A 15231-nucleotide genomic window follows, 5' to 3' on the forward strand; every position below is an offset into this window, starting at 1 on the left:
CCATTAAAGATGAAAAACAAGAAAAAAATGTGTTTTGGTGTCATCATTGGAACACGCGCTTATTTTAACTCGGACTTGGCAAAAGATGTCCGTAAACAATTGTTGGAAACACTGACAAAAGAAGGCTATGACTATGTCATTCTCCCTGAAGACGCCACGCCTACAGGCAGCAGCAGTATCGAAACAAGAGAAGATGGCTTGAAATGTGCTAAATTGTTCCGTGAGAACCGTGACCGTATTGATGGAATCATTGTTTCATTACCTAACTTCGGATTTGAAATCGGTATTATCAATGCTATCAGTGTGGCCGAGCTGAATGTGCCTGTTTTGGTTCAGGCATGTGACGATGAGAATGACAAGGTGGATTTGGACAGTCGTCGTGATGCGTTCTGCGGAAAGATTTCCGTATGCAATAACTTGTATCAGTATGGCATTCCTTTTACTGATACTACTCTTCATACTTATTCTATTTATTCTGATTTGCTGGCTGCCGATATTAATAGGTTCGCTGCGATTTGCCGTGTGGTTAATGGCCTTCGTCACGCCCGCATCGGCGCCATCGGTACTCGTCCGGCCGGTTTCCAGACTGTCCGCGCCAGCGAGAAACTGTTGCAGGCATCGGGCATTACAGTTGTTCCGGTAGATCTTTCTGAAATCTTGGCTGCCGCCCGTAAGATTGAAGATGCTGATGAAACGTTACAAGCAAAATTGAAAGAAATCAGACAATATGCTGTTGTTCCCGAACAATACAATGATAAACTGATGTTGCAAGCTAAATTTGGTGTGGCTGTAGAACAATGGATGGAGGCTAACGAAATTGATGCCGTAGCTATTCAGTGTTGGGATTCATTGGAGCAAAACTATGGTTGTGCGGCTTGTGTGACCATGAGTATGTTGAGTGAAAAATTAATCCCTGCTGCTTGTGAAGTAGATATTGCCGGTGCGGTGTCCATGTATGCGTTGACATTGGCTTCCGGTCGCCCGTCGGCATTGCTCGACTGGAACAATAACTTTGCCGAGGATCGTAACAAGTGTGTATGTACACATTGTGGTAACTTCCCTAAATCGTTTGTAATGAATGATTTGAAGTTGGGTACATTGGGAGTGTTAGGCAGAACATTAGGTAAGGTGCATACTTTCGGGGCTGTTTATGGCAAAGTAAAACAGGGTGATTTCACTTTCTTCCGTATTTCTACAGATGATACCAAAGGCTGTATCAAATCTTATTTGGGCAAAGGTGACCTGACTGACGATCCATACGGAATGGATGGCTGTATAGCAGTGACCAAGGTTGATAACCTGCAACCGCTTATGAAATATATCTGCAAGAATGGATTCGAGCATCACGTGGCGATGTGCCGTGGCAATGTGAAAGATATTCTGGCGGAAGCTATTGAAACTTATCTGAACTGGAATATCTATATTCACGAATAATATCGGTGAACTATGATATTGGTAGATAACTATTTTTTGGCAATCCTCTGCTGTGTCATTTGCTGTGCCTGCTGGGGCTCTTGGGCGAATACACAGAAGATGGTTGCCGCCAAGCAATGGAGCTTTGAACTGTTTTATTGGGATTTGACTGTCGGTCTGTTCCTTACAGCTTTATTGGGGGCGGTGACTTTGGGAAGTATGGGAAGTGAAGGCCGTACCTTTTTTCAGGATCTGGCAGTCATGGACTGGTCTAGCATTAAATATGCATTCTTGGGCGGTGTTGTGTGGAACTTCGGCAATATATTCCTTACCGCAGCCATTGCCGTAGCCGGCATGTCAGTAGGTTTTCCTATTGGCGGCGGGTTGGCATGGATTGGCGGCATCGTGTTCAATTATTTGTTGATCTCCCTTGCGGGACAGACTTATCAGGGAAACCAGTTTTTGCTATGGAGCGGAGTGCTGGTTATCATTGCAGCTATTCTGATTTGTGGAAAAGCGTATGGTAAGTTGTCGTCCGGCAAAGCTTCTACACCCAAGAAAGGGGTTCTGCTGGCTGTTATGGCAGGTATTGCTATCATGTTCTTTTACGGACTGGTGGTGAAATCTCTCGATCCGCAGTATGTGGCGGGTGGCACCGGAACGCTGACTCCTTATACGGGTGTGTTCTTCTTTGCGGTAGGTATTCTGGTCAGTACACCGATATTTAACACATTTGCCATGAAACATCCCGTGGAAGGCAAAGTGGTGACGATGAAAGATTATTTTGCCGGTGACGCAAAGACTCATCTCACGGGCATGTTGGGAGGCTTTATCTGGATGGGGGGTATGGTGATTAGTTTTATGGGAGCGGGAGCTGCCAATCCGGCCATCTCATACGCCCTTAGCAATGCGGCGCCTGTGGTGGCGATGATCTGGGGAGTCTTTGTCTGGAAAGAATTTAAAGATGCTCCGCAAGGTACTCATAAACTGATTGCGGCCATGTTCGCCTTGTTCATTATCGGATTAATAAGCATTACTTTGTCAAATTAAAATTTTGAATGAAGAGAAACTATAAAATAGGGCTTGTAATGAAGTCATTGCAAGCCGATTTTTTCCAAGTCATGAAAGAGGGGGCCATTCAGTATGCGGCCCCTCTTCCATTTTTGGATTTGGTTTGTGTGGGAACGGCTACACAGACAGAGGTCATGGAACAGATCGACTTGATGTATTCTTTGATTGACCGGCAGGTCGATGCCATCGTGTTGGTGCCTATCGATTCGAAAGCCTTAGTTCGGCCGGTAGTAGAAGCTGTCAGGAAAGGAATACCGGTAATCAATATTGACATCCGGTTAGATGCTCGGCTATTGGGACAGGCAGGAGTGGAAGTTGCCTTTGTAGGACCGGATAACTTTACAGCCGCATACGGAGTGGGTAAATTATTGAGCAAAAAGCTACAAGTTAGAGATGAGGTTGCTATTATTGAAGGACTGGCAGTAGCCGATAATGCGCAGCAGCGCAAAAAAGGTTTCTTGAGAGCTATAGAAGAGAAGGGATTGCAGTTGGTGGCGTCCGAACCTGCCGATTGGGAAACGTCTAAAGCCGCCGAAGTCTTTCAGACGTTGTGGACGAGGCATCCTGATTTGAAAGCTGTATATTGCAGCAATGATGCGATGGCATTGGGAGTTCTCGGACAGATGCAGCAGAAAGGGTGTTACTTGCCGGTGGTGGGTTTTGATAATGATGCGGTCATGAAAGAATTTCTTTCTACAGGAAAACTGGTTGCCACAGTTGATATTTTCAGTTCGCAGATGGCTGTTCGGGGGATTGAGTTCGCTTTGGATGTCTTGGAAGGAAGAGTAGAGAATAGAGGGGAGCATTCTACTGCCTATTCGATCATAGCCTGTTGATTCATTTTACACTTTGCGTCAGTCCCCTCTGAAAAAAACGGGTGATTATAGCCTGATGGCATTCGGATCGTGTGATGGAATGCCTCCTGCTTGGTAATCATTCGATGAGCCATTCCCCCAGATTCCTTTTTTCGGCGTCGAAGGCTACTCCTACTTTGACCACCTGTCTGCCGTCTGCGGTGTAAGGCAGGAGATAGCCTTTTTCATCAATCTGCTTCAAAGCCTCTTTGGCAGTGCCGTTCAGCTTGAACTCGAAGACATAGATGTAGTCCGCTGTCTTTACTACGGCATCGGCACGTCCCTTGGCGGTACGCACTTCGGCTTGCGTGAATTGCCCCATCAGCTTGAAAACCAAGTAGAACACCACTTGGTAGTGGCGTTCCGTCTTCACGTTCAGTTCATAAGGGAAGTCCGCGAAGAAGCAGGTCAGCCGGTTGAGGAAGGCCTCTATGTCGCCGCTGCGCAGCTCGCGCACAAATTTTCCGATATAAAAAGAGGTGTCGGTAGATGAGACGGGGGTATAAAAAGGTGCGGCGAAGTTGAGAAAACCGTATTTCACCTCTTCATTCGGGAAAGACAGGGTGTATTCCCTGAACTCGTTATCGTATGACTTTATCGTCAGGTATCCGCTCTGGTAAATCATCGGGACGGGATTGGCGAGGTTCGCCCGGTCGTCAGTCAGGGAGGCGGAAGACACCTCGATGCCGTCCAGCTGCCGCAGGTCGAAGTCCGTTCGTTTGAGCATCTCTACCAGGAACGTCGGTGTTCCGCTGGCAAACCAGTAATCATCGAAACGGGACTTGGCAAGGGCGTTCAGTACGCTGAAAGGATTGTACATGGGGGTGAATTCTTTTTCCGGAGTAAAACGGTAACCGTCGTACCTGCGGGTCAGCTGCTCCACGGCTTGTGCGTAAGTGATTCCCGCCTGCGCCGCCAGCGCCTGTAGTTCGGAGGCGAAGGTCGCTTCTATCTCCGCACAGGTCATGCCGCAGAGGGTGTTGTATTCCAGGTCCAGACTGATATCGTTCAGCTGGTTGAGCGTGCTGAATATTCCCATCTGCGCAAATTTGGTCACTCCGGTGATAAAGACAAACTGAAGATAAGGGTCGGCGTCTTTAAGCACCGTATAAAAAGCGGTCAGTGTCTTGCGGAAATCTTCCTGCAGGTCGGGATTATCGAACGTTTGAAGCATGGGCTTGTCATATTCGTCCACGAGCACCACAACGCGGCGCCCGGTCTGTTCGCAGGCACGTCGGATGACAGTGGAGAAGCGCCCGGAGTATGTCATGGTACCTTTGTCTACGCCATACATTTCCTCCCATTTTTCCAACTGCAACTCAAGCATTTTTTCCAGCCGTTCGCGGCTGTCGTATTTCTCGGCGTTAAGACTCAGGTGCAGCACCGGATATTCATACCAATTCTGTTCCAGCTGCTCGATGGCGAGTCCCTTGAATAATTCTTTCTTTCCTTTGAAGTAAGCCTCAAGGGTGGAAAGCAGCAGGCTTTTCCCGAAGCGCCGGGGACGACTGAGGAAATATGGTTTCCCCTTTGTGACAAGACGGTAGATTAAAGCGGTCTTATCTATATATAGATATCCTTCCGAACGGAGAAATTCGAAATTTTGTATCCCTATCGGGAGTTTACGGCGCATATCGGTGGACATACTCATAACGGCTTTCGGTTTTAATATAACAGTATGATGGACAAAGATAGCAAACATATGTATATTATACAATAAACAAAGCCACTAATAATGGACTCCAATACGGCTTTTTCATTTAAGTTTTGAATTGGGGGTACAATATCCTTGCCCCTGCCAGTGCGGCATGGGTGGAGAAAGATAGATAGGCCGGGATAGGAAAAGACAAAACGATATTCCATACGCACGCAAGTGACAGTGGCGTATGGATGTAATTAACCAATAGAAAGTTGGACGCGAAAATGCCCTCATGCCCTCACCTTTACTATAACTTGCTTATAATGAATAGCTTATTAGTGGTGGTAGCATTTTTATTAGTGAGGGCATTGCCCTCACTAATAAGCGCTTAAAAATAAATTATTACAACCTTGTTGCATGATATACAGTACTTTTATTGCTGGTTTTTGGGGAAGTATTCAGTTTACAGCGAATGCGTGCGAATTAATTTATATTGTTGATTGACAGTCTTTCGCGCGCATGTCCTTGCAGATAATTGAAAATCTTCATGGGTGATCAGCCCTTCTTTGTTTCCCTCTGTAATATCGGAATAAAAGTGACATGCAAATAACTGCTCCAAAGGCGAATTTGCTCAATTCCGGTGTTGTTTTGTCGCAATACCTCCTCTTTTTCATCATTCAACGCCTAACGTTCGTCCTAATAAAGCGGCTTCATGGCTTGTGCATCTGCTTGGCGGTAGTCTATATGTGCATATTTCCCTGTCTCTTAGTTGTTTTCTCCCTTTCCTTTTCCTGCTTTTTATTGTTTGTAATTGCTTAGCCACCTAGGTGGCTAAGTCTAACCACGATAGTGGTTAAGGTTAACCACCTAGGTGACTAGACTTAACCACGTCTGTGGTTAACGAATATTGAACTTTCAATCATCAAAGAAGAACAGTATAACACAAGCTACGGTGGCCGCTATTTATGCCGCTTGTGTGAGGTAGGAAAGCTGAAAAAGCCGTGTCATTCAGTGCCATTTCTCTCTTTTTATTCGTTTATTACGTAGAATTGTCGTAATTTTGTGCCTCAAAATAAATTAAATAGAATCAGTATGGCAGCAAAACCAGGTATTCCGAAAGGAACGAGAGATTTTTCGCCGGTAGAAATGGCGAAACGTAACTATATATTCAATACGATTCGTGACGTGTTCCATCTTTTCGGCTATCAGCAGATTGAAACTCCTTCGATGGAGAATTTATCGACATTGATGGGGAAATACGGTGATGAGGGGGACAAGTTATTGTTTAAGATACAGAACTCGGGTGATTATTTCAGCGGCATTACCGATGAGGAGCTGCTGAGCCGCAATGCGGTGAAACTGGCAAGCAGATTCTGCGAGAAAGGATTGCGCTATGACCTCACCGTGCCTTTTGCCCGTTATGTGGTGATGCATCGCGATGAAATCAGCTTTCCGTTCAAACGTTATCAAATTCAGCCGGTATGGCGTGCGGATCGTCCTCAGAAGGGACGTTACCGCGAGTTCTACCAGTGCGACGCCGATGTGGTGGGCAGCAACTCCCTGCTGAATGAGGTGGAACTGGTACAGATGATTGACAAGGTATTCGGAAAATTCGGAGTACGTGTCTCCATCAAAATCAACAACCGCAAGATACTGACAGGTATTGCCGAGATCATAGGCGAGGCCGATAAGATTGTAGATATCACGGTCGCTATCGACAAACTGGATAAAATCGGTCTGGACAATGTGAATGCGGAACTGGCTTCCAAAGGTATTCCCCAGGAGGCGATTGACAAATTGCAGCCGATTATTTTATTGAGCGGAACCAATGAGGCGAAACTGGAAACGTTGAAGACGGTCCTTGCCGCCAGTGAAACTGGTATGAAAGGAGTGGAAGAAAGTGAATTTATATTGAGAACCGTGGCCGGACTGGGCGTGAAGAGTGAGGTAGAACTGGACTTGACACTGGCCCGTGGGCTGAATTATTATACAGGTGCTATTTTTGAGGTGAAAGCTTTGGATGTGCAGATTGGCAGCATCAGTGGAGGTGGCCGTTACGACAATTTGACCGGTGTGTTTGGCATGGACGGCATGTCGGGCGTAGGTATCTCTTTCGGTGCCGACCGTATCTTCGATGTGCTGAACCAATTGGATCTTTATCCCAAAGAAGCCGTGAACGGAACAGAACTGCTGTTTGTGAACTTTGGCGACAAGGAAGCGGTATACTGCCTGCCTGTACTTGCAAAAATGCGCGAGGCGGGGGTGCGTGCCGAGATTTATCCGGATGCCGCCAAGATGAAAAAGCAGATGGGATATGCCAATGACAAGCAGATACCTTTTGTTGCCATTGTGGGTGAGAATGAAATGAATGAAGGAAAACTGACCCTGAAGAATATGACTACGGGCGAACAGTCATTGGTTACACCGGATGAGTTGTTGACAGTGGTAAAGGCCTAGTTCTTTTCATCACCGATTGGAGCCTGCTTTCATTTTGTTCAGCTTTATTTTGAGCGATCTTATGGAAGAGGATTGAAACAGGCTCTAGACTGACTTATTGAAACTTTTATCAGAGCGTGGCCATTCCGGACGAAGTGAGGAATCTGGAAGAGGTTTGCAGATTTGCACGATGTCCGGAATGGCGTAACGAAACCGTTGGCTTTTTTAATAGGCTATCTTGTCCAGTATTCCGCTCAGATGCGCAATGGCCACCCCGTAATTGGTCATAGGAACCTGTTGGCTGCGGGCATTGTCTATGCGGCTTACTACATATTTTCGGTTGAACATGCACGCTCCGCAATGAATAATCAAATCGTATGCCGTCAGATCCTCCGGAAAGTCTGTCCCTGCAACGGTATCTATCTGCAACGCTTCGCCTGCCTTTTTACGCAACATGCGCGGAAGTTTGACTCTTCCTATATCCTCGGACAGAGGGGCATGGGTACAAGCTTCCGCTATCAGTACCCGTGACTGTGGGGTGAGGCGGTCTATGGCTGAGGCTCCTTCTATATAATAATGTATATCCCCTTTGTATCCTGCCATCAGTACGGAGAAAGAGGTGAGCAGGCTTTCCGCAGGCTTTTGTTCATAAACAGTATGAAATACCTGTGAGTCGGTTATGATCAGTTTGGGGGGATAGGACAGCGCCTGCAAGGTGGCGGTCATTTGGTCGGTCGTACAGCTCATGACCAGGCATTTCTTGTCCAGCAATTCGCGTAGGGTCTGTACTTGTGGAAGGATGAGGCGCCCTTTGGGGGCTTGTATGTCTTGTGGCATGACCAAGAGCACCAAATCTCCCTCCTTTACCCAATCTCCGGTGATGGTCTGTTGTCCGAAATCCGCCGGCAGCTTTTCCAGAATAGCTTGACGTATTTTCTCTATACCTGTTTGCTCTTTTGCGCTGATGATGAGGGGCTTTTGACCGCATTCCTTTTTGATACGGTTCTCGGCGGATGCTGTGTCTTTTCGTAAATCAGCTTTGTTCAGTATCAGGATGACCGGAATATTTCTTTCATTTAATTGCTTTATCCATTGCTTTTCGTCCTCACAATCACCGTCTTCGCAAAGAAGCAGAGCGATGTCTGTCCGCTCTATGGCTTTCAAGGTGCGGGCGATGCGCATTTCTCCTAATACACCTTCATCGTCAAATCCCGGAGTGTCGATAAAGAGGCAAGGGCCGATGCCTTGCATTTCCATCGCTTTGCTCACGGGGTCTGTCGTTGTACCGGGAATATCCGATACAAGGGCGGTGTCTTGTCCGGTCAAGGCATTGATTAAAGAGGACTTGCCACTGTTTCGTTTTCCGAACAGGGCGATATGGAGGCGGTTTGCTGTGGGGGTATTATTTAAACTCATGGTTCATTCTTCTTAAATTGGGTTTATGGTCCGCATGGAAATATCGTCCGGCTCAGGGGCGCTCAGAATCTGAAATCCCGCTTTCCTGCTTCTATCTCTTCCAGGTTGCGGGTTGCTATCTCTTTGATTCTCGGATTGGGAATATGCGCCAATTCTTCTCTGATCAGCCGGATTCCTTTGCTCCGTGTATCCGGTGTAGCATAGTCTTCCAGATATTCTTTCAGTGTCATCAGCGCATTGGGAGCACAGCAATTGGCTATCTGTCCCGATTTGACCAAGGACATGAAACGGTCACCGGTACGTCCTGCCCGGTAACAGGCTGTGCAGAAGCTGGGAATATGCCCCAGGTCGAGCAGCCAGTTCACGACTTCGTCCAGTGTGCGTGTGTCGCTTACATCAAACTGTGCGGAATTTTCTTCCGTTGGCTCGGGGGTGGCATAGCCGCCCACGCTGGTGCGCGAGCCTCCGCTGATCTGCGAGATTCCCAACTCCAACACCTTCCGGCGGGTTGCCGCCGATTCGCGCGTAGAGATGATCATTCCCGTATATGGAACAGCGATGCGGATGACCGCCACAAGCTTGCAAAATATATCATCTGAAATGGCATCGGGAAAGTCCTGTGTCGAAATGTCGTCGGCCGGACAGATACGAGGTACGCTGATGGTGTGCGGTCCTACTCCGAAAGTGGCTTCCAGATGTTCGGCGTGCATCAGTAATCCGGTGAAGTCATACCGGTAGGTGTTCAGACCGAACAAAACACCTAGTCCCACATCGTCTATCCCCCCTTCCATGGCACGGTCCATGGCTTCGGTGTGATAGGCGTATTTGCTTTTCGGCCCCGTGGGATGCAGTGCTTCATAATTCTCTTTGTGATAAGTCTCCTGAAACAAGATGTACGTACCGATACCTGCCTCTTTCAGCCTGCGATAGTTTTCCACGGTAGTGGCGGCAATATTGACGTTCACCCGGCGGATGGCCCCGTTTTTATGTTTGATGCTATAAATGGTTTGGATGGATTCCAGTATATATTCCATCGGATTCCGCAACGGATCCTCTCCGGCTTCCAGCGCCAGGCGTTTATGTCCCATATCCTGTAGGGCGATCACTTCCTTACGAATCTCTTCCTGTGTCAGTTTCTTGCGCGCTATGGTTTTGTTCTTCAGATGATAAGGACAATAAACGCATCCGTTCACACAATAATTGGAAAGATAGAGTGGCGCGAACATCACGATGCGGTTGCCATAAAACTTATGTTTGATTTCCTGTGCCAGCCGGAAAATGCGTTCTGTCAAATCCGGTTGGTCGCATTCCAATAGCAAAGCTGCTTCACGATGAGACAGCCCTTTGCATCGGGCTGCTTTGTCAATCAGCGACTCTATCAGGCCGCGATTGCTTTTATGGGTGCGGGCATAGTCCAGTGTGTCCAGAATCTCCTGGTGATCAATGAACTCTTCCGCAATCTTTGAATCTACTTTATACATGTTTGTTAGTGGTTAGTGATAGTCTCCTCTTTCTGTGGATATTTGGTAACCGATTGTCTCCAGCTGTTGTGCCAGGTTTCGCAAACCTTCGGCGGCTTCGGCGCCGAAAGCGGCTTTGTTGTCATACAAAGCATATTTTTCTCTTTGTTCCCGGGGGGAAAGGTTGGGCATTACTACATTGGCTCCTGCCAATATTCCTTTTTCCCGCCCGTCCGGTGACAAAGTGGCAAGGGCGGTGGTCGAAGGAATCAGGGCTGACGGGTGCATTAGCCGGAAAAGGGATAATAGCTTGAGAGTCATTTCTGCACTTCCGGCCGGTTCTGTTCCGAATGGTGTGTCATGGTGGGGGATAAATGGACCGATACCGATCATTTGGGGGCGGAACTGTTCTATGAACAACAGATCTTCCACCAGATGTGTCAGGGTCTGTCCCGGACTGCCTACCATGATTCCTGTTCCGGTTTGATATCCAATTTCTTTCAGTGCTTGCAGGCATTGAAGCCGGTGTTTCAGTGACATGTCCCCGGGATGTAATTTCCGGTAGTGCTGCTCGTTGTGTGTTTCGTGCCGGAGCAGATAACGGTTGGCGCCTGCCCGGAAGAAACGTCCGTATGCTTCCCGTGATTTCTCTCCTAATGAAAGGGTGATGGCACAATCGGGGTATTCATTGCGGATGGCGGCAACGGTTGCTTCTATCCATTCATCTGTTAAGGCCGGATCTTCACCGCCTTGCATCACGAATGTGCGGAACCCGAGCGCATATCCTTCGCGGCAACACTCCAGAATACTTTTACGGCTCAATGCGTAGCGGGTGACGGCGGTATTCCCTTTTCTTATTCCGCAATAATAACAATTGTTACGGCATCGGTTACTCACTTCGATCAGCCCGCGGATAAATATGGCATTCCCGAAATATGCCAAAGCAACCTCCCTGGCCTGTTGCTGTAAATATAATAAGGTGTCAGTATCCTGACAGGAGAGGAGGCTGGCGTATTCCTCACCTGTCAGACTATGGTCGTGACGTAATTTGTCAATCAGTCGCTTCATGCATACTTTTAATACGTTTCTTTCTGCTTGGCCAGTTCCTGTACCAACTGGCGTTTTCCGTTATTACTGCCACTGTGCGTGCTGGGACCTGTGATGCAGCCGCCTTCGCAGGCCATCACTTCGATAAATTGTCCGGGGGCTTTGCCCGATTTGGCGTAGGCGCGCAATGTCCCGATATTTTTTTTGTTTAAATCAGAGACTTGTATGGCGTTTATTTTGTCCGCCTCCATTTTCAGGAATGCTTTTACCGCTCCCATTACTCCGCCGGCTTGTGCAAATCCATGTGCTTCCCGTACGGAAGAGAACTCCATGGCGTATGGTTGGACAATATCCAGATTTACTTCGAATGCATCGAATATGGAAGACACTTCTTCGAACGTCATTACGAAATCTACTGCTTCATCGCGCTGTGCTTCCTTGCGCTTGGCCACGCAGGGACCTACAAATACTACTTTGGCATCGGGATACTTCTCTTTGGCAATCCGTGCTGCATAATACATGGGGGAGCCGGTGCCTGATACGTACTTTTTCATATCGGGCAGGTATTTGTTTACCAGTTCTATATAGGACGGACAGCAGGAAGTGGTCATGAACTTCTGTCCTTCTTCCAGTTTCTCTATCAGTTCATGCGCTTCGTGCTCTACGGTGGTCATGGCTCCTTGAGCCACTTCTATCACATCCGTAAAACCAATCTGGCGGAAAGCGCCATACACCTGTTCGATGGTGGTGCTGAACTGTCCCAAAATAGATGGTGCTACAATGGCTACTACCTGTTCTCCCTTACGGATGCGTTGCAGCACGTCGAAAGTCTGGGATATTTCGAAAATGGCTCCGAAAGGACAAGCATTCATACATTTACCGCAATAAATACATTTGCTTTCGTCAATGTGTTCTATGCCGTGCTCGTCTTTGCTGATCGCCTTGACGGGGCAGGATTCCTCACAAGGGACAGGAATATAGACAATCGCGTGATAAGGGCAGCTTTTGTGGCAGATGCCGCAACTGATGCATGTGTCATGGTCAATCCATGCCTTGCCGGTGTCGGCATGTACATGTACGGCTCCTTTGGGGCAATTGTACTGGCAACTGCGGGCGGTACATCCCCGGCACAAGTCGGTGATTTCATAATTGATCTGTACGCAGGCCGAACATGCCTCGTCTATAACGCACATGATGTTGTCTTTGGGTTTCCCGTTGTTGGCACGTTCTATAGCACGGGCGGCGTATTCGGACAGCGGAGTCAGTTCGTCGGTCTCGTCATTCATATCCAGTCCCAGCAGAGGGAGGGACTTGTACTTCCATACGGCGCGTTCTTTGTGTACGCAGCAACGCCCTGCATGTTTTGAACGTCGGGGGCTGAGTTCCAATGGCAGACGGTTTATTTTGTCTGTTGTCAGTTCTCCGTTTTTCCACAATTTCACAAGTTCTGTCAGCAATCTGTGGCGGACAATCATAATGTTGTTCGTAAATGCCATATAGTTAAAGGGGTTAGTTATTAGGTTTTGCAAAGATAGTGATAGTTTGTGTCCTATGGAAATATTAAAAAAAGAAAAATCACATTTTTCTCTTTTATCTTCCGGCTCGTTCTGCTGTTGTGGAATACGGATGACCGGTTTATGAATGAATCCTCTTGATAAAAAGAATGAAATCTCGTAAAAGGAACCGGTCATAGCAGGGGGAAGGAAAACATTTTAGTGGAAGGAATGTTATACCTGTGCCAATTTGGCAGAATAAGGCTGTCAATTTCTCCTTTTGCATGTTTGGCACGTTTTTCGCAAGATGTTTTGCGTCATTCTTCAAAAAGATGACGGATCATTGATATAATTAAAAGTATAACATATAAAAATTAAGAACTATGAACATTAAACCATTAGCAGACAGAGTATTGATTCTTCCTGCTCCTGCGGAAGAAAAAACAATCGGTGGTATCATCATTCCTGATACTGCAAAGGAAAAACCATTGCAAGGTGAAGTTGTCGCAATAGGTAACGGAACAAAAGACGAGGAGATGGTGTTGCATGTAGGTGATCAGGTATTGTATGGCAAATACTCGGGTACGGAATTGGAACATGACGGTAAGAAATACCTTATCATGCGTCAGAGCGATGTTCTCGCTGTTTTGGGATAATTAAATAGTACATTGTAAATCATTAAATTGTAAATAGAATTATGGCTAAAGATATTAAATTCAACATTGATGCCCGTGACGAATTGAAGAAGGGTGTAGACGAATTGGCTAACGCAGTGAAAGTAACTCTGGGCCCGAAAGGTCGTAATGTGATCATCGAAAAGAAATTCGGTGCTCCTCACATTACTAAGGATGGTGTAACTGTGGCAAAGGAAGTGGAATTGGCTGATGCGTTTCAGAACACAGGTGCGCAATTGGTGAAATCTGTTGCTTCAAAGACAGGTGATGATGCAGGTGATGGTACAACTACGGCTACTGTGCTGGCTCAATCTATCGTGGGTGTTGGTTTGAAGAATGTTACTGCCGGAGCCAATCCGATGGATTTGAAACGCGGTATTGATAAAGCTGTTGCCAAAGTGGTTGAGTCTATCAAGTCTCAGGCCGAGATGGTAGGTGACAATTATGACAAGATTGAACAGGTGGCTGCGGTATCTGCCAATAATGATCCCACTATCGGTAAGTTGATTGCAGACGCTATGCGTAAAGTTTCTAAAGATGGTGTGATCACTATCGAGGAAGCCAAAGGAACAGATACTACTATCGGTGTAGTGGAAGGTATGCAGTTCGATCGTGGTTATCTGTCAGCATACTTCGTTACTGACACGGAAAAGATGGAATGTGTGATGGAACATCCGTACATTCTGGTTTATGATAAGAAGATTTCTAACTTGAAGGATTTCTTGCCTATCTTGGAACCGGCTGTACAGAGCGGACGTCCTTTGCTGGTGATTGCAGAAGATGTGGATAGCGAAGCTTTGACTACATTGGTTGTAAACCGCCTGCGCTCTCAATTGAAGATTTGTGCCGTGAAGGCTCCGGGCTTCGGTGACCGTCGTAAGGCTATGCTGGAAGATATCGCTGTGTTGACCGGTGGTATCGTTATCAGCGAAGAAAAAGGCTTGAAACTGGAACAAGCTACACTGGAAATGTTGGGTACTTGCGATAAGGTAACTGTTTCTAAAGATAATACGACTATTGTAAACGGTGCCGGTGCAAAAGAAAACATCCAGGAACGTATCAACCAGATCAAAGCAGAAATCAAGAATACCACTTCAGATTATGATAAGGAAAAATTACAGGAACGTCTGGCTAAGTTGTCAGGTGGTGTGGCTGTCCTTTATGTAGGTGCTGCCAGTGAAGTGGAAATGAAGGAAAAGAAAGACCGTGTGGATGATGCGTTGTGCGCCACTCGTGCAGCTATTGAGGAAGGTATCGTTCCGGGCGGTGGTGTGGCTTACATCCGTGCTTCCGAAGCTTTGGAAGGTCTGAAAGGTGATAACGAAGACGAAACAACCGGTATCGAAATCATCAAGCGTGCCATCGAAGAACCGCTGCGTCAGATTGTGGCCAATGCAGGTAAGGAAGGTGCTGTGGTTGTTCAGAAAGTGCGTGAAGGCAAGGGCGACTTCGGTTACAATGCCCGTACGGATATTTACGAAAACTTGCACGCTGCCGGTGTGGTAGATCCTGCCAAGGTAACTCGTGTAGCTTTGGAAAATGCCGCTTCTATTGCAGGTATGTTCCTGACTACCGAATGTGTGATAGTAGAAAAGAAAGAAGATAAGCCTGAAATGCCGATGGGTGCTCCCGGAATGGGTGGCATGGGCGGCATGATGTAATCTTTGCCCCATAAATGATTGAAACTCCTTACTGGCGATAAAAAGTCAGTGAGGAGTTTTTTTATTT

11 protein-coding genes are annotated in these 15231 nt (G+C 47.0%); 6 read left to right on the forward strand and 5 right to left on the reverse strand.

Going from position 1 to position 15231, the window contains the following annotated elements; genetic code table 11:
* Positions 1-9 precede the first annotated feature (9 nt).
* The 3 genes from ACYQ0C_RS03520 to ACYQ0C_RS03530 are packed head-to-tail and all read left to right on the forward strand — an operon-like array spanning position 10 to position 3320.
* Positions 10-1434: an L-fucose/L-arabinose isomerase family protein gene (locus tag ACYQ0C_RS03520; RefSeq protein WP_016278285.1), complete on the forward strand. Its 1425-nt coding sequence runs from the start codon at positions 10-12 to the stop codon at positions 1432-1434.
* Between the two features lie 12 nt (positions 1435-1446).
* A complete protein-coding gene (locus tag ACYQ0C_RS03525) occupies positions 1447-2463 on the forward strand; it encodes a GRP family sugar transporter (protein ID WP_016278286.1) in 1017 nt (338 codons plus the stop codon).
* 8 nt (positions 2464-2471) lie between these two features.
* Positions 2472-3320, forward strand: a complete 849-nt coding sequence (locus ACYQ0C_RS03530) for a substrate-binding domain-containing protein (protein WP_081642383.1) — start codon at positions 2472-2474, stop codon at positions 3318-3320.
* Between the two features lie 97 nt (positions 3321-3417).
* On the opposite strand, the gene ACYQ0C_RS03535 is transcribed toward ACYQ0C_RS03530, so the two are convergent.
* Complete coding sequence (locus ACYQ0C_RS03535) at positions 3418-4989, reverse strand: ATP-binding protein (RefSeq protein WP_016278288.1); 1572 nt, start codon at positions 4987-4989, stop codon at positions 3418-3420.
* A 1080-nt stretch (positions 4990-6069) separates the two neighbouring features.
* Here ACYQ0C_RS03535 and hisS point away from each other — a divergent pair.
* Positions 6070-7434 (forward strand): histidine--tRNA ligase, encoded by a 1365-nt coding sequence (gene hisS / locus ACYQ0C_RS03540; protein ID WP_016278289.1) that lies wholly within the window; start codon positions 6070-6072, stop codon positions 7432-7434.
* Between the two features lie 204 nt (positions 7435-7638).
* Here hisS and hydF read toward each other — a convergent pair whose 3' ends face one another.
* The 4 genes from hydF to ACYQ0C_RS03560 form a co-directional block, all read right to left on the reverse strand.
* Positions 7639-8829 carry a [FeFe] hydrogenase H-cluster maturation GTPase HydF gene (gene hydF, locus ACYQ0C_RS03545; RefSeq protein WP_016278290.1) on the reverse strand — a complete coding sequence of 397 codons (1191 nt, stop codon included), beginning with the start codon at positions 8827-8829 and terminating at the stop codon, positions 7639-7641.
* A gap of 62 nt (positions 8830-8891) precedes the next feature.
* Positions 8892-10310 carry a [FeFe] hydrogenase H-cluster radical SAM maturase HydG gene (hydG, locus tag ACYQ0C_RS03550; protein WP_016278291.1) on the reverse strand — a complete coding sequence of 473 codons (1419 nt, stop codon included), beginning with the start codon at positions 10308-10310 and terminating at the stop codon, positions 8892-8894.
* 12 nt (positions 10311-10322) lie between these two features.
* Entirely contained in the window at positions 10323-11357 is a 1035-nt protein-coding gene (gene hydE / locus ACYQ0C_RS03555) for a [FeFe] hydrogenase H-cluster radical SAM maturase HydE (RefSeq protein WP_016278292.1), read from the reverse strand.
* Positions 11358-11365: 8 nt separating this feature from the next.
* Positions 11366-12832 carry a 4Fe-4S dicluster domain-containing protein gene (locus tag ACYQ0C_RS03560; RefSeq protein ID WP_016278293.1) on the reverse strand — a complete coding sequence of 489 codons (1467 nt, stop codon included), beginning with the start codon at positions 12830-12832 and terminating at the stop codon, positions 11366-11368.
* 380 nt (positions 12833-13212) lie between these two features.
* Here ACYQ0C_RS03560 and ACYQ0C_RS03565 point away from each other — a divergent pair, with 380 nt between their 5' ends.
* Both ACYQ0C_RS03565 and groL read left to right on the forward strand, forming a co-directional pair.
* Complete coding sequence (locus tag ACYQ0C_RS03565) at positions 13213-13485, forward strand: co-chaperone GroES (RefSeq protein ID WP_005842331.1); 273 nt, start codon at positions 13213-13215, stop codon at positions 13483-13485.
* Positions 13486-13526: 41 nt separating this feature from the next.
* Positions 13527-15164, forward strand: a complete 1638-nt coding sequence (gene groL / locus ACYQ0C_RS03570) for a chaperonin GroEL (protein ID WP_016278294.1) — start codon at positions 13527-13529, stop codon at positions 15162-15164.
* Positions 15165-15231 lie beyond the last annotated feature (67 nt).

The organism is Phocaeicola sartorii JCM 17136 = DSM 21941 (genome assembly GCF_054653615.1).

Excerpts from the sequence above, each read along its gene's own strand:
- ACYQ0C_RS03520 (WP_016278285.1), top strand. The coding sequence starts at position 10 with ATGAAAAACAAGAAAAAAATGTGTTTTGGTGTCATCATTGGAACACGC.
- ACYQ0C_RS03525 (WP_016278286.1), top strand. The coding sequence starts at position 1,447 with ATGATATTGGTAGATAACTATTTTTTGGCAATCCTCTGCTGTGTCATT.
- ACYQ0C_RS03530 (WP_081642383.1), top strand. The coding sequence starts at position 2,472 with ATGAAGAGAAACTATAAAATAGGGCTTGTAATGAAGTCATTGCAAGCC.
- ACYQ0C_RS03535 (WP_016278288.1), bottom strand. The coding sequence starts at position 4,989 with ATGAGTATGTCCACCGATATGCGCCGTAAACTCCCGATAGGGATACAA.
- hisS (WP_016278289.1), top strand. The coding sequence starts at position 6,070 with ATGGCAGCAAAACCAGGTATTCCGAAAGGAACGAGAGATTTTTCGCCG.
- hydF (WP_016278290.1), bottom strand. The coding sequence starts at position 8,829 with ATGAGTTTAAATAATACCCCCACAGCAAACCGCCTCCATATCGCCCTG.
- hydG (WP_016278291.1), bottom strand. The coding sequence starts at position 10,310 with ATGTATAAAGTAGATTCAAAGATTGCGGAAGAGTTCATTGATCACCAG.
- hydE (WP_016278292.1), bottom strand. The coding sequence starts at position 11,357 with ATGAAGCGACTGATTGACAAATTACGTCACGACCATAGTCTGACAGGT.
- ACYQ0C_RS03560 (WP_016278293.1), bottom strand. The coding sequence starts at position 12,832 with ATGGCATTTACGAACAACATTATGATTGTCCGCCACAGATTGCTGACA.
- ACYQ0C_RS03565 (WP_005842331.1), top strand. The coding sequence starts at position 13,213 with ATGAACATTAAACCATTAGCAGACAGAGTATTGATTCTTCCTGCTCCT.
- groL (WP_016278294.1), top strand. The coding sequence starts at position 13,527 with ATGGCTAAAGATATTAAATTCAACATTGATGCCCGTGACGAATTGAAG.